This window comes from Paenibacillus sp. MZ04-78.2 (assembly GCF_024213375.1).
Lineage (GTDB): Bacteria > Bacillota > Bacilli > Paenibacillales > NBRC-103111 > Paenibacillus_G.
Genome location: NZ_JANAVJ010000023.1, coordinates 16308 through 38899, shown reverse-complemented (window position 1 = coordinate 38899; position 22592 = coordinate 16308). Strand labels below are relative to the sequence as shown.

The following is a 22592-nucleotide window of genomic DNA, read 5'->3' as shown; positions in this document are numbered from 1 at the left end:
CGGACTCGATGTTTTTTTTGGCATCAGGCGAACGGGGATTTTTATCATCAATTACACTACGAATTGTAGTGTGACTTAGGAGGCCGAGGAGCCAAGCGAATCTGCCCATGAAGGAAACGGGCTGCATTGCAGCTAATATGACAGAGGAGGAATAATCATTATGAAACTGAAGTTGGTCGCTTTTGCCGTAGGTGCTGTCGTCATTGTCGGAGGAGGCTATGCCGCTTACGATTATTATGCCGGGAACCATGTGGCGGTACAGAACGTGATTCCTGCGAACGCTTCGGCGTCGGCCGCCGGGGGAGCCGTTGAAGCAGGCAAGCTGGACGGGCAATGGAAGATTAGCCCGGATTCCAAAGCATACTTCTCGGTAACGACCTCCAAGGAAACCGTGAACTTCGAAGGCAGCGCAGTGAAGGGAAGCTGGACGCTCCATTCGTCCGATCCGTCCAAGATGAAAGCCGAAGCGGCGCTCGACCTCCAATCGATCTCGTCCGGCAACTCGCAGAGGGACGAGCATGTCAGAGGGGAGAAGTTTCTGAACGCTGCTGCGAACCCCGAAGCCAAATTTACATTAAAGTCAATCGAGAACTTCCCTAAGACGTGGAAAGAGGGAGAGAAGGTTTCTTTCGACATGGCCGGCACGCTTACCGTGAATGGCAAACCCAAGGACGTCACGTTCAAGAGCGATGCGGTTTACAGCCAAGACGCCATTCGCATGGAAGGCAACACGGTCGTTACCTTCGAAGATTTCGGCTTGAAAAATCCTCACGCGGTTGTCGTATCCACTGAGAACAACGTGACCGTGCAATTAAGGCTCATCTTGAAAAAGTAGACTGCCCGTACACCGCAATCGCGCATTCGTTGGCTGCAGGACACAAGCTAAAACGGCCTGCAGCCACGAATCGGCGCGTTTTTTTGTGCTCACGTATCCGTTCTCAGCAGCTGCCTTCCACCGTTGTCTTCATCCTCCATAAAACATGGAAGATATGCTTTTAGACCATCCAAAATATGACCGATTTGTGTCCTTTTCATCTTGTCAGAGCGATTTCCTTTGATTATAGTGTGAGCATACCGGAGAATAAGAAACCTAGACGATCTTGCCTTTCACTACATACAGCATGAAGACGCAGATAGGACGGATAATCGATGTGGAAAACGCAAATCAAGAAATTGCAACGTGTACAGGATACTTATTCCTCAATCTGCGGACTTTCGATATTCATTACCGATGCGGACGGCGCTCCGCTGACCCGGATTTCCGGGGATCAGGCGCTGGCGCGTAAAATATGGGGACAGCCGCAGCCCCCCCTACAGGAGCGGCTTGCCGCGATCATTCGCGAAATCGGCTGGAAGCTGAGGCCGGTCGTGTATCAGTATTTGCGGGGGCCCAAGATGATCGTCATGCCCTTCAGGGTCGGAGAGCAGCCGCCTTTTTACGTCTGGTCCGGCATGATCGTTGAGAAGTCAAGCCGGGACTTGATCAGACGCATTATTGAAACCGATTTCGCAGACGACGCCGACGATTGGCGCCGGGTCTTGGACCTGGTTCCCGATACCCCGGAATCGTTAAAAGACGAGCTGGTCGATAAGGTAGCGCAGTTTGCGGACATCGCCTCCACATGGCTCGAACAAGCCAATAGCGGCGAAGCGCATGCCCGCGACTTGGAGCGGCTTCACGACTTGTTCGGGCAGGCCGGAGCGGCCGAGCCCGCCATCCTCCAATCTGCGGCCGAGCGGCTGATGGCCGCAGCCAAACTGGATTTCGCCGGGTTCGCCGTTTACGGAGAGGACGAGCGGCTGTGTATTCGACATATGGTTGGCGTGGAAGGCTGCGAGAAGCTGATCGGCTCCCAAGCTTGCTTGGGAGAGAGCTTTCTGGGTCAGATCGGGCTAACGGGCAAAATGAGGTACTGGGAAGATGTGACCTGGGACCCGCGGAGCGGCTTCTTTACGGACAAGGGACTTCACCCCCAAGCCTTCGTCGGCTTTCCCGCGAAAATAAAGGACCGGATGATCGGCGTCTTGTTCGGAGGACGGCTTGCCCCGGGCGGCGTCGCCTCCGAATCGATCGAACTGGGCCGGCTTATTGCACACATAGCAGCTTCCCATCTCCATATGGTCCGGCTTGAGGAAGCGGCCAGCCAGCAAATGGCCCGGTTGTCCACGCTGCTTGGCGTCGCACAAGCGATTGTGGACGTGAACGAGCTGCGCAGCGTACTGTGTATGCTGGCCGATGTGTCGCATCATCTCATCCAGGGCGCGTTTTCCTGCATTTTGTGGAAGGAACCGGCGGTGGGAACCGGGCTGCAAGCGATCTCCCGGGGCATGACCGTGGAGCAGATCGAGCATTATGCCAAAGACGCGGCCGTCCGGCAGTTTGCGAACCGTCCCGAGGGAGCGCTGCGCCATCCGGCCGTGTTCGAGGCGGACAACGGAGTTGTCGTATGCGAGATTCCTCTCGTTTGTTCGGGCGAAGTGAAAGGGATTCTGGGCGTGGGCCTGCATAACGAGAAGGAGGTTGCGGTTTACCGTCCTTTTCTGACCGCCTTGGCGCTTCTTGGAGAGATCCGGCTGCAGCATTTGCAGGGGACGGCCCGGCTTAAGGACCGGGAGCGGACTGAGCTGCTGCATTCGGCCATAGCGGAGTGGAACGAACCGGTCTACCGCGAGACCGTGCAGGCGCAAGAGCTTGCCCGCCGGTTTGCCCGGAAATTGCGGCTGCCGGAAGCGGAGATCGAGGAGCTTAGTGAAGCCTGCATGCTCTCGGGCTGCGAGCCGGCGTTTCTGGAACGGATGGCGGGGAGCCATCCGGGAGCGAAGCTTTTGCGGGATGCCCGCGAGCTGATGCGGGAGTTTGGCCCCCGGCCGGGAAATGCTTTTTCCGTGAAAGTCCAGATTCTGTCCTTGATCCTGCTGCATGTCCGGCACCGGGAGAATCCAGCGGCCATGCCGTATACGGCGGTCGAACCGGCGCTGAGGCAAGCTTTTGCCGCTTTCGTCCAAGGCCAGGAGGTGATCGAAAGCCTCGTAACCTTGCGGGAGGCGAGTGAGACGATCGATGCCGATACGGGAAAGGACCTGCCTGCCCCGGGGCTGATGGAGTCTCATATCCCTCTGACGCCGAGGGAACGCGAAGTGTTCAACCTGATTCTTCGCGGGTTAAGCAATCTGGAAATCGCCGAAAAGCTGTTCATCAGCACCCATACCGTAAAAAACCATATTACGAAAATATACGAAAAGCTCGGCGTCAGCGACCGGACTCAGGCGTTGGCTAAAGTATACTTAACCGGCTTGCAAGTTAAAATATAACGTCCCATTCACCTGCCGTACCGAAAGGCGGGTTTTTTTGTGTCTATAGGAACCGGTTCCTTATTATTGGTTCGAATTTGGACGAATTTTGAGAGAAGAAGGTGATACTTTTATCCTAGTTCTTCAGGCACAATGAAAGTGACATTTGTTAGCCTACGGAAACTCAATCTAAAGCCGCTAATCGAGGGAGGACGAAACCGTGAAATTATCAGTTGGCAAGAAAATGTATGCCGGTTTTATTATTGTGCTGCTGATCGCAGGAATTATCGGTTGGACCGCGATTCATCAGATGCAGAAGATGAATGAGGAAACGACGGAGATTACATCCGTTTGGATGCCGGGTGTGGAATCGATCAATAACATCAACTACTTGAAGGAATTCGTGCTCACGACGACGCTCTCGCACATCTTGTCGCCGGATCAAAGCACGATGGAGTCTTTGGAGAAAACCCGAAGCGAGCTTCTGACGAAGATTGACCTGGAATTCCAAGCGTATGAGAAAACCATTATTTTGGAGGAAGACCGCAAGCATTTCGATGCGATTCAGAAGGCTTGGAAAGCGTTCATCCCTCTGAACGATAAGACGATTAAGGAAAGCCAGAATCATAACGAGGCCGAAGCCTACGCTTCCTACTTGCAGAGCCAGGAGGCGCTCAAGGGTCTGTTCGCAGACGTAGTAGCCCTCGTGAAGCTGAACCATGACGGAGCCGTGCAATCGAGCAAGGATTCGAGCGACGCTTACGATTCCGGCTTCCTGATGACGCTCATTTTCCTAATAGCAGGCCTTGTCATCGGCGCGGGTATAGCGGTGTTCCTGACGCGCTCCATTACGAAGCCGCTGGCGCTCGTTACCGACAGCATCAGCGAAGTATCCCGCGGCAATCTGACGATTGATTCCGTTCAAGTTGCGAGCCGGGATGAGCTCGGGCTGTTGGCCCAGTCGACCAACGACATGATCGTCAGTCTGCGCCGCCTGATTACGAGCGTGCTGGAATCGTCGCAGAACGTCGCCGCCGCCTCGCAGCAAATATCCGCCAGCTCGCAGGAAATCGCGGGCGGAGCTTTGAGCCAGGCTACCGCCGCGCAAAGTGTGAACGAATTGTTCCGCGAGCTGTCTATCGCCATCGACTCGGTAGCGCAAAACGCGGAAGCTTCGGCGGATTTATCGACGCAGGCGAAGGAGATGGCTCAGGAAGGCGGCACGACCATTCATTCGACGGTCGCGGCCATGACGCAGGTCGAGAAGCAGATGTCGCTGCTTCAGGACGATTCCGGCAAGATCGGCCAAATTATTGCGGTCATCGACGATATTGCCGATCAAACCAATCTTCTTGCGCTGAATGCGGCCATCGAAGCGGCCCGCGCAGGGGAGCAGGGCAAGGGCTTTGCCGTCGTCGCCGACGAAGTCCGCAAGCTGGCCGAACGAAGCGGCAATGCGACCAAAGAAATTGCATCGATTATTAGCGGCATGCAGAAAAATACGCTGCAAAGCGTCGACGCGGTCAGTCATGCGGTCGCTCTGGCGCATAAGATCGGCACGGCATTCGAGCAGATCGTCGCCAAGGTTAACGAAACGGCGGTTCAGGTGAATGAAATCGCCGCCGCCAGCGAGGAGCAAGCCGCGCAGGCCGGAGAGGTGCTGGGAGCGGTCGAGACGATTGCGGCGGCCAGCGAGGAAGCGGCGGCTGCGGCGGAAGAGACCGCTTCGTCGACGCAATCGCTGGCCAAGATGGCAGAGGAACTGAACGGTTCCGTGTCTGCTTTTCGCATATAGGTGATTGCAGATGTCGACGGTAACGGAGCAGGGACCATTTGTCGAGATCGGGATCGGGAAAGAAAGATATGCGATCCATATTCACGAAATCCATGAAATTATTAAAATGCAGGAGATTACGCCGATTCCCGGCGGCCGCCCGAACTTGCTGGGGGTCATCAACCTAAGGGGAAAAGTAACCCCTGTTGTCAGCCTGCGCAGCCGGTTCGGACTGCCGGAGGCGCCGTTTACGAAATCGAGCCGGATTGTCGTCATCCGTCACGAAGAGATGATGGTGGGACTCGTGGTCGATCAAGTGTTTCAGGTGACCGCCATCGACGACATCCAGCCGCCCCCGGACCGGGCGGGCGGAGCGGAGCACCCCTGCATCTCGGGCGTAGGCAGAGCAGGGGCGGGGCTTGCGGGCATTTTGAAGCTCGAACGCATTTTGTTCGGGTGAGGCGGCACTTTCGGAGCAAGGAAGGAGGTTTTCAAGGTGAGCTTTAATACGGAGGCCTACCTGGGCATTTTTCTCGACGAACTGGACGAGCAGCTGCAGGTGCTGGACGAAATGCTGCTGAAGCTGGAACAGGACGGGGACGATATGGAGACGATCGGAGCCATCTTCCGCGCAGCTCACACGCTCAAAGGCTCCTCGGCGGCGATGGGCTTCGACCGGATGAAGGAGCTGACCCATCAGATCGAGAACGTGTTCGAGCTGATACGGAACAGGCAGCTGGCCGTGGACTCCTCGCTGATTACGCTGCTGTTTCAAGGTATCGATTATATCAAGGTGTTGAAGCAGGCCATTGTCGAAGGGCAGCCGGAAGAAGCGGACATCGGGCCGCTCGTCGAATCGTTGGACGGCATCCGGCGCAGGGCGCTCGGGGAGCCGGGGGAGACCGAAAGCAAGGCGACCCCGAAAAACGAGGCCCATGACGTGTGGGAGCAGGTTGTCAAGTTTCACGAACATGAAAAAAAGGCCATCGTTCATGCGCTGCAATCAGGGTTTCAGGTCATGACGCTGTATGTCAGGATTACGCCGGACGCCGTGATGAAATCGGTCCGGGCACTGCTCGTCTACACGAAGGTGAAGGAATCGGGGGAAGTCATCGCCGTATCCCCGCCGACGGAAACGATTGAGGACGAGCAGGCGTTCCAAGGCACGCTGCTGCTGACGCTGATTACGGAAGAAGACAAGCGGTCGCTCGCCGAGACGCTGAATCATATCTCGCATATCGATTCCTATCACATTACGATGATTACGCCGGATAACCTGGACAGCTTCTGCGGGGGGACGGAAGCCGCTTCCGCCGACGCGTACACGTCGGAAGAAGCGGCCCCCGCAGCGCCGGTCAGCGCAAGAACGGAGCCGGATGCCAAGATCAAGGTGAATCCGACGGTGCGCGTCGATGTGGATCGGCTCGAAAATCTGCTCAATTATGTCGGAGAGCTGATTATCGACAACACTCGTCTGATCGAAGTGAAGAACCGGCTATCCCGGCAATTCAAGGAAAACCCGGACGTGGCCGTGCTACACGACATCTGCAACCATCTGAGCCGCGTCGTCGGCGAGCTGCAGGACGGGATGATGAAGACGAGAATGCTGCCGATCGAGCAGCTGTTCAACCGGTTCCCGCGGATGGTCCGGGATTTGGCCCACCACATCGGCAAAGAGATCGATTTCGCCATCGAAGGAAAAGAAACCGAGCTCGACCGCACGCTGATTGAAGAGATTAGCGATCCGCTCATCCATATTTTGCGCAATGCCGTGGATCATGGGCTCGAAAGCCCGGAAGAGCGAGTGAAAGCGGGCAAACCGGCCAAGGGTCGGCTGCTGCTCAAGGCCGCCCATCAGGAGAATCAGATCGTCATTTCTATCCGCGACGACGGCCGGGGGATCGATCCGCTCAAAATTAAACAGTCGTCGATTGCCAAAGGCTTTGTGACCGAGGAAGAAGCAAGCCGGATGACGGACAAAGAGCTGATGTTCCTCATTTTCAAATCCGGCGTATCGACGGCCGAGCGCGTGACGGACTTGTCGGGCCGCGGGGTCGGAATGGACATCGTCCGTGCCCATATCGAGAAGCTGAACGGCCTGATCGACATCGACAGCTCGCCCGGCGTGGGCACGGTATTTACGATCAAGCTGCCGCTGACCTTGGCGATCATTCGTTCGCTGCTGATCAAGCTGGGAGCCAGCACCTTTGCGCTTCCGCTTGTGAACGTCATCGAGATCGTCCGTTTGTCCGCCGAGGATATCGAGACCGTCCAAGGACAGGAGGTCTGCGTCATTCGCGGGATCGTTTTCCCGCTCGTACGGTTGCATCGGCGCTTCCGGATTCCGCAGGACGATACGCCGCGCAGGCTCCTTGTCGTTGTCGTCGGCCTGGCCGAGAAGCGGGTATGTCTGGTCGTGGACGAGACGGTCGGCAATCAGGAGATTGTCATCAAATCGCTCGGTCCGTTTGTCGGAGAGGTGCCGTATATCGCAGGCTCGACCATCCTCGGCAACGGCAATGTGGCGCTCATTCTGGACGTCGGCTCGCTGATCAAGGAAGAAGGCTCGCTGCTTTTGACCAAACAGAGCGAGATGCAGAAGAAGGACGCGGTCCAAAGCGGGGAGTCCCAATATGTCGCCTTTAAGCTGGCCGGCGAGCAGTACGGGCTGGACATCCGCAAGGTGAAGGAGATTATCGCGATTCCTCCGGTGACGAGGATGGTGAACGCCCCCTCGGAGCTGCTGGGCATTATCAACCTGCGCGGAACGGTGCTGCCGGTTTACGATCTGCGGCAATGCTTGCGTCTGCCGGAGGAAAAGACGACGGCAACATCGCGGGTTATCGTGATGGAGGCGGAAGGACGGGACGTAGGGATCGTGATCGACGAGGTGACGGAAGTGCTGCGCGTCCGGGATGCCGGGATCAAGGCCGCCGGCTCCGTGATGCGCATCGACGACCGGTACCTTCGCGGAATTTATCAGCAGGACGACCGCTTCTTTATTTTGCTCGATATGGACCGTTTGCTGGAAGGCGCTGCAGTCGGGGAAGCCGTACAACTATAATCGTGAGACGTTGCTTCAGTGCTAGTCCAGACGGAGACTCCTGATGAAGCTTGCAAACCGCTCGTCTGATATGTTAGAGTTGTAAATAACTAGAACAAGGAGGTGAAGGTAAGATGAATCACGAAATGGTGAACAACCGTATTAGCCAGCTGATGGTAGTTTTGGCTGGCCTAGTGCATGCTTTTTCCGTCAACGGGAGAGGTCTGTCCAAAAATGCCTATACGGTTTCACCATTCGCGAAAATAATCCTACCTTAACCGCAAACGGATGCTAGTCCGAAGAGCCGTAGGGATTTTTTCCTGCGGCTCTTTTTGTTGCATTTGCATGTAGGTAGGATCATACAAGGAGGACACTTAAGATGATCGTTAACTGTCAAAATATAAAAGCGTACCATGGCGCACAGCTTGTTCTTGAAGATGTAAACTTAGACATTCGGCAAGGCGAGCGCATCGGACTGATCGGCCGCAACGGCAGCGGCAAATCGACTTTATTGCAATTGATCGCCGGGCGGCTTCGTCCCGACGCCGGCCAGCTTGCCATCCGGAAAGGAACCAGCATCGGCTATTTGACACAAATTCCGGCAGAGTTCGAAGGCCGGACGGTATATGACGTACTGGCTCTCGGCCATCAGGAGCTGCTGGAGTGCCGCTTGAAGATGACGGAGCTGGAGAAGCTCATGTCGGAGCCGGATGCTGCCGATGGCCCGGACCGGTTGGCCGGGTGGCTGCAGCAGTACGCGGCGCTGCAGGAGAAGTTCGAGCGCGAGGGCGGCTACGAGTTGGATGCCGTCATTGAGCGGGTCGCTGACGGCCTGCGGATTGACCGCGGCAGCTATACCCAGGCGTACGCCACGCGATCGGGAGGCGAGAAGACCCGCATCAATCTGGCCTCGCAGCTGATTCGCAAGCCCGAGCTGCTGCTGTTGGACGAACCGACGAATCACCTTGATTTGCACGGGGTCGAATGGTTGGAGGACTATTTAACCCAGTACGACGGTTCGTGTCTGATCGTCTCGCACGATCGGTATTTTCTGGACCGGGTCGTTACGAAGATCGTCGAGCTGGAGGACGGCGAGTCGCAGTCATACCTCACCAACTATACCGACTATATGAAGGAAAAGGAGGCGCGGCTGCTTCAGCAGTTCGCCGATTATCAGGAGCAGCAGAAGAAGATCAAGAAGATGGCGGAGGCGATCAAGCAGCTGGAAACGTGGGGGCGGATCGGCGGCAACGGGAAGTTTTTCCGGCGGGCGGCTTCGATGCAAAAGGCGTTGGACCGCATAGAGAAGCTGAAACGGCCGGTGCTGGAGGCGAAAAGCGCCGATTTCGAGCTCACGCAGGCGGACCGCTCGGGCCGCAAGGTGGTGACGCTGGAGGGCATCGGCAAAAGCTACGGGAGCCGGAAGCTGCTGGACGCGGTCGACGGAGCGCTGGCTTACGGAGACAAGGTTATGCTTATAGGGAAGAACGGGGCGGGAAAATCGACCTTGTTCAAGCTGATCCTCGGCGAGGAAACCGTCGACGAGGGGCGGTTCGAATGGGGCGCGCGCGTGGACATCGGCTATTTGGCCCAGCAGGAGTACCCGGATGGGCCGAAGAAATCGGTGCTGGACTATTTTCGCAGCGAAGCGGGTCTGGAGGAAGGAGAGGCCCGGGGAGTTCTGGCCAAGTATTTGTTTTACGGCCCAGATGTGTTCAAATCGGTCAATCTGCTGTCGGGCGGGGAGTGGACGAGGCTGAGGCTGGCACTGCTGGTGCTTCGCAAGCCGAATCTGCTGCTGCTCGATGAGCCGACGAACCATCTGGACATCGCCTCGCGGGAAGCGCTGGAGGAAGCGCTGGAGACGTTCCCGGGCACCGTGCTCGCCATCTCCCATGACCGTTATTTCATCAACCGGATGGCCGGGCGCATCTGGGAGTTAGACAATGGCAGGATTACCGTCTATCTGGGCAACTTCGACGAGTATCAGGAGAAGCGGAAGCAGCGTGAGAATACGAGCGAAAATGCTGTGGTTCAGGGCAGGTCCGCCGCCTCTCCTCCTGTGGCCGTGAAGACAAAGCCTGCGGCGCAGAGGAGGCCGAACGGAAGCGGGAAACCGGCGGACCACAGGCAGGAGCGCGACACGCTGGAGCGGTCCATTGCCCAAGTGGAGGAACGGCTCGCCGCCTTGGATGCCGCTATGCAGGAGCAGGAGGCGGGTACGGATGCCCGTTCGCTTAGCGAGCGATGGGCGGAGCGGGAAGCCGTGCAGGAAGAGCTTGACCGCCTCTATGAGCAATGGATGGCGGCGGGAGAGGAACAAGGGTAAGCAGGGGCAAAGACGAAGGACCGTTCCACGTCGGTGAAGGAGGCGTGGAACGGTCCTTTTTTGGATAAACTGAATTCAGACAACTGTCAGTCAGAAGGCCGAGTGTCTCCCGGCCGATGTGCATCGGCCCCGAAGGCGTCGGGGCGAACCGTCCGCGTCTCATCGAATCACCTCGCAGGTATACAAAAAAGAGCAGGATCTCCCCTGCCCGGTTGTTTATGTATGATGAATGTGATCCCTTGCTAAGAAGTATATCAAATGGCGGAGCCGACGGGATTCGAACCCGCGGTCTCCTGCGTGACAGGCAGGCATGTTAGGCCTCTACACCACGGCTCCGCGTTAGGGACAAATATGATATTAACACGACCACCCGATTTTAGCAAGCAGCTCGGGGAGAAGAATAGGCCGAATGAAGGAGGCCGTACCTGGTCCCGGAAAGTAATCCGCGGCCGCTCGTTTCCCGGTTCTATCGGTTCCTGACTACAAATGGACACATTCCAGAAATTGAACGCTAGATAGTCACAAAATATTCACAAATGTCGAAATTTGTTTTTCCACGGCCCCCACTTCGGAGGTATAATCTATAAGTATATAGGGTTCCGTTTCGACCTGATCATGCTTTCGAAAATGTGAAAATTGTAACAAGCGTGAGGGGAGGCCTCCGAACGGGCTTCTCCTTGTTCCTATATTTTCGAGAAAAACATGATGTTTGCATTGCCTGACCAGGTATCGACACAATTAACGGACTTCTATTCCAAAGTAAAGGAGGACGTTCTCTAATGTCAGTAGCATCCACTCAACAAGCGGTAGTTGCAGCCGAGCCCACCCGGGAATCCTTGGATGTGCTTGATCAGTTGATGAAGCCCGAGGTGCAGGAATCTTTGACGGTGTTGGTCGAGAATTTGCCGAAGCTGGCGGAAATGGTGACCATCCTCACCAAAACGTACGATTTGGTGCAAAATGTGGCCACGGACCAAGTATTTATCGACGACATCAAAGGCGGCGTTGAAGAATTCGTGAAGCCGATTCAGGATAAAGCCAAAAATTTGGCTTCCGCGGCGATCGAAGCGAACGACCGTGCGCAAGAAGAATCTACAACGATCGGTCTGTTTGGGTTGCTCAAAATGCTGAAAGACCCGCAAGTACAGAAGATGTTCCGTTTTTCTCAGGCATTCTTGGAAGTTTTGGCTGAGCGCCAGCAGCAGCGTCAATAATAATAGGAAAGCTGAATCAAGGAGCGGATGAACAGGATGGCTAAGCAAATTTTGATACTAGGCGGCGGCTACGGCGGATTGCTGAGCGCCCTGACGGCCCGGAAGTACATGACGGCGGAAGAAGCGACGATTACGGTCGTGAATCGTTTTCCGACGCATCAGATTATTACGGAGCTGCACCGACTGGCTGCGGGCAACCTGGCGGAGAAAGCGGTAGCGCTGCCGCTGGAAAAGCTGTTGCGCGGCAAAAACGTCAATCTTCAGATCGATACGGTCGAAGAGATTCGCCCAGACCAGAAAGAAGTTCTGATGGCCAGCGGCAAAACATACGATTACGATGTGCTCGTTATTGCTCTCGGCAGCGAAACGGCGTTCTTCGGCATCCCAGGTTTGCAGGAGCATAGCTTCGTTCTGAAATCCGTGAACGACGCCAATCGCCTTCGCGCGCACGTGGAAGCTCGCATCGACGAGTACAGCCGTACGAAAAACAAAGCTGACGCAACATTCGTTGTCGGTGGCGGCGGATTGACGGGCATCGAGCTTGTCGGCGAATTTGCGGACATGCTGCCTAAGCTTTGCCGCAGCAAAGGCGTCGACTTTAACGATATTTCCCTTTATACCGTGGAAGCGGGTCCGTCGATTTTGGCCGGCTTCGCACCGGAGCTCGTCGAGCGTGCGAAAACAAGCTTGGAAAAGCGCGGTGTGAAGTTCTTGACCGGCGTTGCGATTACGGAAATGCAGGAGACGACGGTATTCCTGAAGGACGGCAGCTCCATCGAGACGAACACACTCGTATGGACCGGCGGCGTACAAGGCAACTCTGTTGTGGCTAACTGTGGTATCGAAGTCAACCGCGGCCGTGCCACGGTAACGGAAGGCTTGCAATCCACGTCCCACAAAGACATCTTCCTCGCCGGCGACAGCGCGGTCGTTATGGGCAACGAAGGACGTCCTTACCCGCCGACGGCGCAGTTGGCTTGGCAAATGGGTGAGACGGTCGGACATAACATTTTCGCTTCCTTCAACGGTGCGCCGATGGATACGTTCACGCCGGTATTCTCCGGTACGCTGGCGAGCCTTGGCCGCAAAGACGCGATCGGCACGGTTGGCGGAAACCAAACGCGCCTCAAAGGTCTTCCGGCTTCGCTGATGAAAGAAGGCAGCAACATTCGCTATTTGACTCATATCAACGGCCTGTTTACTTTGGCTTATTAAGACAATCCATAGCATGTATGCCAAAAAGGCACCCACCGGGTGCCTTTTTGGTTTGTTTGCGTCAGGAGGACGGGAGGCGCGAAGGGGGAGGGCAGGGCCGCTGGCAGTGGAAGTTCTGGGACAAGCTTTGGCGTAGGCGCACAAGAAGCCTGTACCTCCATAAGGGGTCACAGGCTTCTTGCGCGTATCAATGGGAGGCCGTGTGGCCTTCCGATTCGGCTGCGGGGTCCAGCTTCTCCTTGCTCATCGCGAAGGCCGCAACCAGCGCCAAACCTGCCGGAATCACGCTCCAAGCAAATGTCAGGACGACGGAGGACGACAGCCCTTCCGTGATCGTGCTCAGCGCTTGCGGAGGGATCTGGGCGCGGGTGGCCGGGTCCAGCAGCGCATGAGGGTCGCTGAAGTCGACGCCCTGCGGGACGGTGGCTTGACTGCTCCCCGGAAAAGCCTCCGTCAGCTTCCGGGTCAGCGCATGGCTTTGGATGATGCCGAACAGCGTGATGCCGAGCGTCATGCCGAGCGAGCGAAGAAAATTGAGTGTAGACGTCGCCGCCCCGCGCTGGCTGGCCGGGAACGAATGGATCGCCGCGTTGCTGAGCACGGAAAAGGAAGCTCCGATCCCAAGGCCTGTCAAGATCATGTACAGCGTGACGATAAAACGCGGCGATTCCGGCGTTAAGGTCGTGAGAAGGGCGAGACCCAGCACAAGCAGGACCAGTGTCGGAATCATGATCGACCGGAACGGTATCTTCGTCATCAAGAAGCCGCCCAAGGTTGCCGTAACGACCGAGCTGAGCATCATCGGCAGCAGCATCAGGCCGGAATAGGTGGCTGTTCCGCCAAGCACGCCCTGAATGAAGATCGGAATGTAGACGGAAGCCGTAATGAATGCCGCCCCGCTCATGATTGCTACGGCATTGCTTGTGGCGTAAAGCCGGTTCCGGAACATGTCGAACGAAATGATCGGCTCTTCGGCGCGTTTTTCGACGAACAGGAACAACAGGGTAAGAATCGCAAATCCGGCGAACAAGCCCAGGATTTGAACCGAGCCCCAGGCATACTGCTTCCCGCCGAGCTCCATCGCGAACATGAGGCAGACGACGGCTCCGACCAGCGTTATGGCGCCCCACCAGTCGATCCGCTGCTTCGAATGAGCCTGGGATTCTTTATAGAAGAACGCAATCATGCCGAACGAGATTAGCCCCAGCGGTAGATTGATATAGAAAATCCAGCTCCAATGGATGTAATCGGTAATATAAGCCCCGAGCAGCGGACCGAAAATGCTGGACATGCCGAATACCGCGCCGAATAGCCCCCCGAGCTTTCCCCGGTTCTCTGGCTTGACTGTGTCGAACATGATCGTGAAGGCAATCGGCACCAAGGCCCCGCCGCCAATCCCTTGGATCGCTCGGTAAATGCTTAATTGTTCGATCGAGGTTGCCGTTCCGCAGAGGGCGGAGCCGAGCATAAAGACGATGATCCCGAAGACGAAAAAACGTTTGCGTCCATACATATCGGATAGCTTGCCGAAGATCGGCATCCCTGCCATTTCCGCCACCATGTAGGCGGAGGTCGCCCAGACGAATTTATCGAATCCGCCGAGCTCGCCGACAATCGTTCCGATCGCAGTCGCCATGATAGTATTGTCCATCGAGGCTATCAGGATTGCGAGAAGCAGCCCCGTTACGACCATCCCGGTTTTGTTGTTTGTTTTGCTCATGAGTTGATGTTTACCTCCGGTATGAAGTTCTAAGCTTTATAGATATACTATACCTTAGTTCCGCTGACAACTGGATGTCAGGATTCAGGGATTGGATATAAATTTTTTTGGGAGCTACCGGATGACCTATTATTCAATACTGAATTCATAGTGAAGTGTATCAAAATTGTATTTCTAGAAAATGCTATATTAATAGAGTTTTTATGCTATAATTCCACTAGGATAACAAGTACGGTGGAATGACCTGCGGTAGCTGCCTCTAAGGAGGTGATTGCCCTGGTCACATTTGCTACGTTATACACCGCCTTAAAGATACTAGCGACGTTCCTAAGCCTTTGGTTTAGTGGTCGGAAGCTGTACAAATGGCTAAAACGTAAGCGGCGCAAATGAAAAACCACCGATTAGCTTGACCGGCCTTCGGTGGTTTTTCTCCGCTTATTAAAGTTTCACTAAAGCGCGCCGTGGGTTAGCGTCACAGCTTGTTATCCAGCAGACCATGATGTGCGACCAACACTTCATGGTCTCTTTCTTATCGTTGCCAGAATCCATTGACTATAGTCTTAATCATACCACGTATCCCCTGAATGCGCCATAAATAATACTTCCTATTTTCCATTAAGCTTAGCTTCCAGCAGCGGATAAAAGCGCCTTTATCACGAATCAAGCCCTGTCTTCCTTGATGCGGAAGCTGCGGGCGATGTAGAGCACCGGCGTTGAGGCGACGGAGATGACGAATTTGAATAAGTACGTCGTCAGCAAAATTTGCAGCCAGATGTCCAGCGTGTACACCCCGGCGAAAGCGATGGTGCAGAAGACCAGCGAGTCCACAAGCTGGCTAAGCCCCGTGCTGCCGTTCGTCCGAATCCAGAACTGGTTGTACACGGGAAACCGCTTCTTCAGATAGCTGTATACCCGCACGTCAAGGAACTGGCTGATAAAATAGGCGCATAAGCTGCCGGCAGCCAGCCGCGGCATTAAGCCGAAGATCTTCTCCAGCGAGCTCTGCGCGATGTCGCTTTCCTGCGGCGTAAACACGAGCGACATCTGCATGATGACCGTTGAAGCGACCAAGCTGAAAAAGCCAAACCATACCGCCTGCTTGGCTTCTTTCGTCCCGTACTTCTCGTTGAGCAGGTCCGTCGACATGTAGATGGATGTGTAGACGGTGTTGCCGAGGGTCATCACGATGCCGAGTAGCTCGATCGTTTTGACGACTTGGATGTTGGCCAGCACAGTGGCGAAGCCGATCCAGGCGTACAGTCCTTTCTTCCCGAAAAAACGATAGCAAAGCAGAAACAAAGCAAAATTCACGACAACAAACAAAATTCCCCATGCCAAATTAAACACTTAACGTTTCCTCCCCTTAGTTTTGATAACGCGGGATGGTCTCGAACCGCGGATGGGCCGGAAGCCCAATCGAATAACAGAATAGCAGAAACGTTCGGGAAAAGGAATGGAACGATTTTACATAAAAATCCCCTGAAGAAGCCGCAGTATCGTTCAGGGCAGCCGGTTCAGGGGATTTTCCATTGGCAAAGCATACCCCGGTTCCGTAGAGGGGGCCTCTTACTCTTACTTCTTAGCGGCGAGCCAATCGCTGACGGCGCCGGTATCGGCATCGGACAGCTTGCCTTTGAACGCAGGCATTCCTCCTCTGCCATTGGCAACAATGGCCGCGATCTGGTCCCTGGAGTACTTGCCGCCTACCTTCGTCAGGTCAGGGCCGACCCCGCCTTCAAAATTGGCGCCGTGACAGCTGATGCAATTTTGCTTATAGATCGCTTGCGCATCCACGGTAGCGGTTCCGCCTCCCGGGGCGGGGGTTGCGGCTCCTTGATCCACGGGCGGCGGCGTTTTGGCGGGTTGATTACAAGCAGACAGTGAAACGGCAAGGAGAAGGGCGACGCATACGAATGTTTTGTTCATCTGGCGGGCTCCTTTGTAAGAATGCTGGAACTTGTCGACCGAGGACCCCCGGCCATAATCAAACTCCCATCCCTGTGCATTCAGGGATGTCGAACCTAGGTTTTCCTGCGAGGTTTTTTTTCATGCACAGGCCGCGGCGGACAGGGCACTCGATCCCAACTGCGGCCCTTGCTATAATAGAGCTGGAACGGGGAGCTGTCCGTTCGAACAGGAGAAGGGGGAAAAGCCCATGCTTTTCATTGACAATAACGGCATTACCGATCCCGCATTGAACCTGGCGCTGGAGGAATATGCCCTGAAGCAGCTTCCGGCGGACCATGATTATTTGTTGTTTTATATCAACGAACCGTCGATCATTATCGGGAAAAACCAGAATACGGCCGAGGAAATCAACCGGGAGTACGTCGAGGCCCGCGGCATTCATGTCGTGCGGCGTCTGTCCGGCGGCGGGGCGGTATACCACGATCTCGGGAACTTGAATTTCAGCTTCATTACGAAGGATGACGGCAAGTCCTTCCACAACTACCGCAAGTTTACCGAGCCGGTGATTAGCGCACTGCATCGGCTTGGCGTTGAGGCGGAGCTGACGGGACGCAACGACATTCAAGTCGGGGAGCGGAAAATATCCGGCAATGCGCAGTTTGCTACCAAAGGGCGGATGTTTACCCACGGCACGCTGCTGTTCGATTCGCAGATGGACCATGTCGCATCTGCGCTAAACGTCAATCCGGAGAAGTTCAAGTCGAAGGGAGTGAAGTCGGTCCGCAGCCGGGTGGCGAACATTGCGGAATTTTTGAGCGGGCCAATGACGATTGAGGCGTTCAGGCAGCATTTGCTGGACTCGATCTTCGAAGGATCGGAGGTTCAGCGGTATGAGCTGAGCGCAGCCGATTGGGAAGCGGTACGGCAGCTTGCGGACGAACGGTACCGGAGCTGGGATTGGAACTACGGCCGGTCCCCGGCGTTCAACGTTCACCGCGTGAAGCGCCTGTCTGCCGGCACGTTCGACGTCCGGCTGTACGTGGAAGCGGGAGTAATCCGCGAGGCTGCAATATATGGCGATTTCTTCGGCCAAGGGGATGCGTCCGAGTTTGCCGCCAAGCTGGAAGGTGTCCGTTACGATACGGCTGCGCTGGCTGGGGTGCTGGATGATGTGAATCTGCAGCACTACTTCGGTCAGGTGACCAAGGACGAGTGGCTGGAGCTGCTGTTATAAGCGGTGGATTTTGGCTGGATGCTTCGGGAAAAAATGATTGTAAACCAATCATTATCCGCTGGAGCCTTCTCTACGACTGTATACTGAAGATAAAATGGTAACGAAGTGGAGGAAGCGGATTGAAATTGATGGAGAAACAAGGACTCTCGGAGCAAGAATTGCGCGATATTCGGACACTCGCAGACCTGTGCAACACGAAAGATGGCATTACGCTGAAGCTAAACTGGGACATGCTTTCCGCAAGGCCGGCCGGGGTGACGAACGACTTTTTGATGTATGAAGGGGAAGAGCTTATCAGTTTTCTGGGGATCTACTCCTTCGGGTCGACGGAAGCGGAGATCAGCGGCATGGTGCATCCGCGTCATCGACGGAAGGGCGTGTTCACCAGACTGGCCGATGCGGCGACCGAAGAATGCAGACGCCGCGGGATTCCGAAGCTGATCTTTATATGTCAGGAGCGTTCGGCTTCAGGCAAAGCGTTCCTGCAGGCCCGGGGAGCGGTCTATTCGTTCTCCGAGCACTGGATGGAGATGCGGGTGCCGAACGGGCAACCGCCGCAAGTTCCGGATACGCGGCAAGCGGAAGCGCTGGAGCTCCGATTGGCGACGGCGGACGATATCGAATTGCTGACGGAGCTCAACCGGCAGGGGTTCGATATGACGTTTGAGGATGCCAAAGTATTCGTAGAGACGACTGTAGCGGACGAGAAAGAGAAAACGTATGTCGCGGAGCTGGGCGGTAAGCCGATCGGTAAGCTGACTGTACGTGTGAATGAAGGCGTCGCCTTTATTTTCGGGTTCTGTGTATTAAAGGAGTACCGGGGACGCGGATGCGGGCGGGAAACGTTGGCCCGGACGATAGAGCGCATATACCGGGAAGACGGGACGAGCCGCTTCGAGCTGGAGGTTGCGGCGGACAATCCCCGGGCGCTCGGGCTGTACGAGTCGTGCGGCTTCCGGGCGCTGAACGCGAACGATTATTATACGATGGAGCTCGGCGAATAGGCGAGATCGATCGGCAGCAGAACGCAGGTGCCTCGGAACGAGAGGCTGCTTGCGTTTTTTTCTGAATAAGGGTTAGAAAGCACGGCTTAAACGCATCGTCAGCCGCAGCTGCTGCTCGTATTTTGCATTGACTTTCAAACCTACATGTAACTATAATTGTTACAACAAGGGGCTGCATATTAGGGGGAACATGCCTCTGTCCCAACTACGGATAAGAAAGAGATGTGTCGCTGAATGAATCGGGGAGGAAAGGTTGTGTTTGACCAAAATCGGGTGATGATGCCGATGACGGAGCATGAGGATCGGACGCAGAACGGAGGCTTGGGCCTATGAGCCGGATCGAAGCTTCGGCGCAAGGCTCCGTGCCGTCGCGCCGGATATGGATGGTGTTCATCTTAGGCTCGTTGTCCGCTTTCGGGCCGCTCTCGCTAGATATGTATTTGCCTGCACTGCCGAAGCTGGCGGGCGATCTGAACAGCAGCACGTCGATGGCTCAGCTTAGCCTGACGGCTTGTCTGCTCGGGCTGGCGCTCGGCCAGCTGTATGCCGGGCCGGTCAGCGACGTGCGCGGCCGGCGGCTGCCGCTGCTGATCGGCCTGATCCTCTACGGCGTGTCCTCCGTGCTTTGCGCTATCGCTCCGTCCGCCGAGCTGCTGGTGCTGCTGCGCTTTATCCAAGGGATGGCGGGCTCCGCGGGGATCGTTATTTCGCGGGCGATTGTGCGGGATATGTACTCGGGGACGGAGCTGACGAAGTTTTTCTCGCTGCTGATGCTGGTGAACGGGGCGGCGCCGATTCTCGCGCCCATCGTGGGCGGGCAGCTGCTGGAAGTCACCTCTTGGCGCGGCGTGTTTGTCGTGCTCGGCCTGCTCGGCGTGCTGATGCTGATCGCAGTCGTGCTGGCGCTGCCGGAGACGCTGCCGCAGGAGCGGCGGTCCAAGGGAGGCCTGGGAAATACGCTCACGACGTTCCGCCGCCTTCTGAGCGACCGGATGTTCATAGGCTACGCTCTGGCGCAGGGCTTCGTTGTTGCCGCCATGTTCGCCTACATTTCGGGCTCGCCCTTCGTGCTTCAGGATATTTTCGGCGTGTCGCCGCAGATGTTCAGCGTTTGCTTCGCGATTAACGGCTTTGGTATCATTCTCGCAGGGCAGGTCGCGGGGCGGCTGGCCGGACGGGTCAGCGACAAGCGGCTGCTAGTTAGCGGGCTGGCGCTCGCTTCCGTCGCCGGTGTGGCGCTGCTGCTTGCGATCGTGTCGGGAGCCGGGCTGTATGCGATTCTGGTGCCTCTGTTCTTCGTTGTATCCAGCGTCGGGATCGTGTCCACGGCTGGCTTCTCGCTAGCGATGCGCAACCAGAGCGAATCGGCGGGAAGTGCCTCGGCTCTGCTCGGCGTGCTGTCGTTCATCTTCGGCGGGATCGTGGCGCCGCTGGTCGGCATCGCAGGCAATCAGACCGCTGTGCCGATGGGGATTGTGATCGCCGCAGCCGATGTCAGCTCTGTGCTATGCTATTGGCTGCTCGTGCGGCGGTATGAAAAAAAGGCTTGATCGTTTGCGGTCCTCCGCAATCTTTGCGACCTTCCAGTGTGGGAAGGTCTTTTTTGCGTTTCGCGCAGAGAAGGAAAGGGGCGTTAGTTCGATGCTTGCTTGCATGCAGCGTTACGGTTTGTATCTAAAATGAAAAAATAGTTTCTAAAATTTGCTTAATAATACTCGTGTTTAAATCGTTTTGTGAGTAAAATAGCAAAACAGATACAAAATGTATCCAAATTGTTGGGGGGTGCTATGCCTACTATGTCAACTATATCCTTGAATGTTCGTCGTTTTATCATTGCTCTGTTGTTCATTATTTTACTTGTTTCTCATCCGGCGTACTTGCCATTCTCGGAATCGGCTGCGGCGGCGGATTCTCCAATCCGCATTACCGGGTATTATCCGGGGAGGGATGAGCTTGTCGGGGACGAGTTTCGCGTAGCTGCCAGTGTGGACAGCACGTACGAAGTCAAGCAGCTTTCCGCCGAGGTTGAAACGGTCAGGGTGGACTTGACCCAGCCGGATTATCCATTCTGCACTCGGATAAGATGCTACGATTGGACCGGCCAGCTTCGGATTGCGGGTCTGTCCAAAGGCAAAAAAACGGTTACGCTAACCGCTATCGATTCCAGAGGGAATAGGGATACGAAAAGCTTTCAAGTGATTTACGACGAGAAGCCTGTTATCCATATTGCCAGCCCGCTGAACAAAGCGGTGGCGACGCCCAAGCTGCGGATCCAAGCTTCTTGTACGGACGATGATGTCGCAATTGGCTGTACGTCGCTAACGGTTAAGATTGGGGGGTTAGAAAAAACAATTAACGGTGTAGACCGGATCGATGAGGAAGTTTCTTTTGCTTCGTTGGACGGGAGGACGATCCGGCTGGATTTTTGGGCAAAGGACTCTAGAGGGCAGGAGACCCTGAAGCAGCGGGATATCAGTATCGATTCCAGCGATAAGCTTTCCCGGATGGATACGGTTGACGGAATAGCGATTCTGGATATTAGTCCGGACCGTATCTTGTACGCCAAGCCGGATAAGGATAAGCCATTTACCGATTACGTACAACTGGAAATCAAAAATCGGCTAACGGGCCAAGTGACACCTATTCCTACCTTGCGGGATAAAGCGCCTAATAACAATTCCCCGGGTTATTTAACCCCTCAAGGCGCAATCTTTATTGCGAATGACGTGGAAAATCATCACAACAACGTGGTGGAGTGGCGAGACGGACAACTGCTTGTACTGGGCAAACCGGATTCTATCGGTAGCTTGAAAGTTAAAGGGGATTATGCCTTATTCACTAACGCTTTAGGGGACTATGTAGTTGACGGATACACGCTAGTACTCCGGAACCTGGTTTCCGGTACAAACCAGGAAGTGATTCCCAAGGGGCGTTTTGCCGGCATAGATGTAACGGCTAACGGAGAAGTTGTTTTCTCGGCAACGATGAATCAAGGCACTCACAATATTTATAAGTGGGCCCAAGGCACCCTAACTCAGATTACAAATGATACGGTTAACAGCAATATCAATCCGCTAACCGACGGAAGCTCGATTGTATATGCTCGTCGAATAGATCCTAATCCAATGAAGCAAGCCGAATCCATCATCGTTCAGGGTCCGGCAGGGTCTCAGACCTTGAGTACGTTCGACAAATCGACGATGGAAGGCACCGACTATCAGATTAATCAAGGATGGGTCGCTTTTACAAAGGAAGAAGGATCGAAACGAATTCGACAAACCTGGGTTCAAGCCCCGGATGGCACGAAGCGGCAAGTATCCGATCTCGGTTCCGATAGCAGTATTGTTACGCTGACGAGCCGCGGAGACGTCGTTTTTAAAAACTCCCAGAAGTTCATAAAAGATAATCTGTACTTGAGCGAAAATCCCGCTGCCGGTCGGGGCGACTACATGTATATCTCGTCGGGTCTGTTAAAGCCGCTATGGTTGCAGGGAAAATGGATCGGGGCGATCAACGGGACATTGTTCGCCGTCCGTACGGGAACGGCCGACTCCACTCCGCCGACTTGGCCGAAGGCAAGCCGCTTGAATGCCTCGGATGTGACGTCAAGCAGTGTCCGCTTGTCCTGGAACGCCGCGGAGGACGATAAGGCAGTGACGGGCTTACAAGCTGTATAAAGGCGCGGATTTAATCGCAACCGTCACAGGGACGACGTATGACGTTGTAGGGCTGACGCCTGCGACGGCGTACCGGTTCAAGGTGGAAGCGGGGGATGAGGCAGGCAACTGGAGCACAACGGGGCCAGCTGTGGACGTCACGACGAAGCCAAGGCCGGTGAAGGATACGCCGCCGCCGGCAGT

16 protein-coding genes and 1 tRNA gene are annotated in these 22592 nt (G+C 55.4%); 13 read left to right on the top strand and 4 right to left on the bottom strand.

Annotated elements, in window-relative coordinates; genetic code table 11:
- The first annotated feature begins 160 nt into the window (after positions 1-160).
- From NLX71_RS16525 to abc-f, 7 genes are all read left to right on the top strand, one after another.
- Entirely contained in the window at positions 161-835 is a 675-nt protein-coding gene (locus tag NLX71_RS16525) for a YceI family protein (RefSeq protein WP_254364911.1), read from the top strand.
- 314 nt (positions 836-1149) lie between these two features.
- Entirely contained in the window at positions 1150-3312 is a 2163-nt protein-coding gene (locus NLX71_RS16520) for a LuxR C-terminal-related transcriptional regulator (RefSeq protein ID WP_254364910.1), read from the top strand.
- A 199-nt stretch (positions 3313-3511) separates the two neighbouring features.
- The gene (locus tag NLX71_RS26855; RefSeq protein WP_254364909.1) at positions 3512-5086 is read left to right on the top strand and encodes a methyl-accepting chemotaxis protein; all 1575 of its coding nucleotides are present in this window, start codon (positions 3512-3514) and stop codon (positions 5084-5086) included.
- Between the two features lie 10 nt (positions 5087-5096).
- Positions 5097-5525, top strand: a complete 429-nt coding sequence (locus tag NLX71_RS16510) for a chemotaxis protein CheW (RefSeq protein WP_254364908.1) — start codon at positions 5097-5099, stop codon at positions 5523-5525.
- A gap of 36 nt (positions 5526-5561) precedes the next feature.
- Complete coding sequence (locus NLX71_RS16505) at positions 5562-8129, top strand: chemotaxis protein CheW (RefSeq protein ID WP_254364907.1); 2568 nt, start codon at positions 5562-5564, stop codon at positions 8127-8129.
- 113 nt (positions 8130-8242) lie between these two features.
- Positions 8243-8386, top strand: coding sequence for a hypothetical protein (locus NLX71_RS16500; RefSeq protein WP_254364906.1), 144 nt, complete (start codon positions 8243-8245; stop codon positions 8384-8386).
- A 101-nt stretch (positions 8387-8487) separates the two neighbouring features.
- Positions 8488-10437 (top strand): ribosomal protection-like ABC-F family protein, encoded by a 1950-nt coding sequence (gene abc-f / locus NLX71_RS16495; RefSeq protein ID WP_254364905.1) that lies wholly within the window; start codon positions 8488-8490, stop codon positions 10435-10437.
- A 259-nt stretch (positions 10438-10696) separates the two neighbouring features.
- Here the strand turns inward: abc-f and NLX71_RS16490 are convergent.
- Positions 10697-10773: transfer RNA gene (locus NLX71_RS16490), tRNA-Asp, on the bottom strand.
- Between the two features lie 443 nt (positions 10774-11216).
- Here NLX71_RS16490 and NLX71_RS16485 point away from each other — a divergent pair.
- Both NLX71_RS16485 and NLX71_RS16480 read left to right on the top strand, forming a co-directional pair.
- Complete coding sequence (locus tag NLX71_RS16485; protein ID WP_254364904.1) at positions 11217-11651, top strand: DUF1641 domain-containing protein; 435 nt, start codon at positions 11217-11219, stop codon at positions 11649-11651.
- Between the two features lie 36 nt (positions 11652-11687).
- A complete protein-coding gene (locus NLX71_RS16480; protein ID WP_254364903.1) occupies positions 11688-12866 on the top strand; it encodes an NAD(P)/FAD-dependent oxidoreductase in 1179 nt (392 codons plus the stop codon).
- Positions 12867-13053: 187 nt separating this feature from the next.
- Here the strand turns inward: NLX71_RS16480 and NLX71_RS16475 are convergent, their stop codons facing one another.
- From NLX71_RS16475 to NLX71_RS16465, 3 genes are all read right to left on the bottom strand, one after another.
- Positions 13054-14586 carry an MDR family MFS transporter gene (locus tag NLX71_RS16475; protein WP_254364902.1) on the bottom strand — a complete coding sequence of 511 codons (1533 nt, stop codon included), beginning with the start codon at positions 14584-14586 and terminating at the stop codon, positions 13054-13056.
- A 660-nt stretch (positions 14587-15246) separates the two neighbouring features.
- On the bottom strand, positions 15247-15933 hold the full coding sequence (locus tag NLX71_RS16470) for a queuosine precursor transporter (protein ID WP_254364901.1): 687 nt from the start codon (positions 15931-15933) through the stop codon (positions 15247-15249).
- A 225-nt stretch (positions 15934-16158) separates the two neighbouring features.
- Positions 16159-16512: a c-type cytochrome gene (locus NLX71_RS16465; RefSeq protein WP_254364900.1), complete on the bottom strand. Its 354-nt coding sequence runs from the start codon at positions 16510-16512 to the stop codon at positions 16159-16161.
- 229 nt (positions 16513-16741) lie between these two features.
- On the opposite strand from NLX71_RS16465, the gene lplA reads away from it, so the two are divergent.
- The 4 genes from lplA (at position 16742) to NLX71_RS16445 (ending at position 22409) form a co-directional block, all read left to right on the top strand.
- Complete coding sequence (lplA, locus tag NLX71_RS16460) at positions 16742-17728, top strand: lipoate--protein ligase (protein WP_254364899.1); 987 nt, start codon at positions 16742-16744, stop codon at positions 17726-17728.
- A 128-nt stretch (positions 17729-17856) separates the two neighbouring features.
- Positions 17857-18732, top strand: a complete 876-nt coding sequence (locus tag NLX71_RS16455) for a GNAT family N-acetyltransferase (protein WP_254364940.1) — start codon at positions 17857-17859, stop codon at positions 18730-18732.
- 329 nt (positions 18733-19061) lie between these two features.
- On the top strand, positions 19062-20282 hold the full coding sequence (locus NLX71_RS16450; RefSeq protein ID WP_254364898.1) for a multidrug effflux MFS transporter: 1221 nt from the start codon (positions 19062-19064) through the stop codon (positions 20280-20282).
- A 246-nt stretch (positions 20283-20528) separates the two neighbouring features.
- A complete protein-coding gene (locus NLX71_RS16445) occupies positions 20529-22409 on the top strand; it encodes a hypothetical protein (protein ID WP_254364897.1) in 1881 nt (626 codons plus the stop codon).
- The last annotated feature ends 183 nt before the right edge of the window (positions 22410-22592 follow it).

Bases quoted from the DNA above. Each gene is read 5' to 3' on its own strand.
- NLX71_RS16525 (WP_254364911.1), top strand. From the start codon at position 161: ATGAAACTGAAGTTGGTCGCTTTTGCCGTAGGTGCTGTCGTCATTGTC.
- abc-f (WP_254364905.1), top strand. From the start codon at position 8,488: ATGATCGTTAACTGTCAAAATATAAAAGCGTACCATGGCGCACAGCTT.
- NLX71_RS16500 (WP_254364906.1), top strand. From the start codon at position 8,243: ATGAATCACGAAATGGTGAACAACCGTATTAGCCAGCTGATGGTAGTT.
- NLX71_RS16475 (WP_254364902.1), bottom strand. From the start codon at position 14,586: ATGAGCAAAACAAACAACAAAACCGGGATGGTCGTAACGGGGCTGCTT.
- NLX71_RS16450 (WP_254364898.1), top strand. From the start codon at position 19,062: ATGAGCCGGATCGAAGCTTCGGCGCAAGGCTCCGTGCCGTCGCGCCGG.
- NLX71_RS16520 (WP_254364910.1), top strand. From the start codon at position 1,150: ATGTGGAAAACGCAAATCAAGAAATTGCAACGTGTACAGGATACTTAT.
- NLX71_RS16445 (WP_254364897.1), top strand. From the start codon at position 20,529: ATGTCAACTATATCCTTGAATGTTCGTCGTTTTATCATTGCTCTGTTG.
- lplA (WP_254364899.1), top strand. From the start codon at position 16,742: ATGCTTTTCATTGACAATAACGGCATTACCGATCCCGCATTGAACCTG.
- NLX71_RS16465 (WP_254364900.1), bottom strand. From the start codon at position 16,512: ATGAACAAAACATTCGTATGCGTCGCCCTTCTCCTTGCCGTTTCACTG.
- NLX71_RS16455 (WP_254364940.1), top strand. From the start codon at position 17,857: ATGGAGAAACAAGGACTCTCGGAGCAAGAATTGCGCGATATTCGGACA.
- NLX71_RS16510 (WP_254364908.1), top strand. From the start codon at position 5,097: ATGTCGACGGTAACGGAGCAGGGACCATTTGTCGAGATCGGGATCGGG.
- NLX71_RS16480 (WP_254364903.1), top strand. From the start codon at position 11,688: ATGGCTAAGCAAATTTTGATACTAGGCGGCGGCTACGGCGGATTGCTG.
- NLX71_RS16485 (WP_254364904.1), top strand. From the start codon at position 11,217: ATGTCAGTAGCATCCACTCAACAAGCGGTAGTTGCAGCCGAGCCCACC.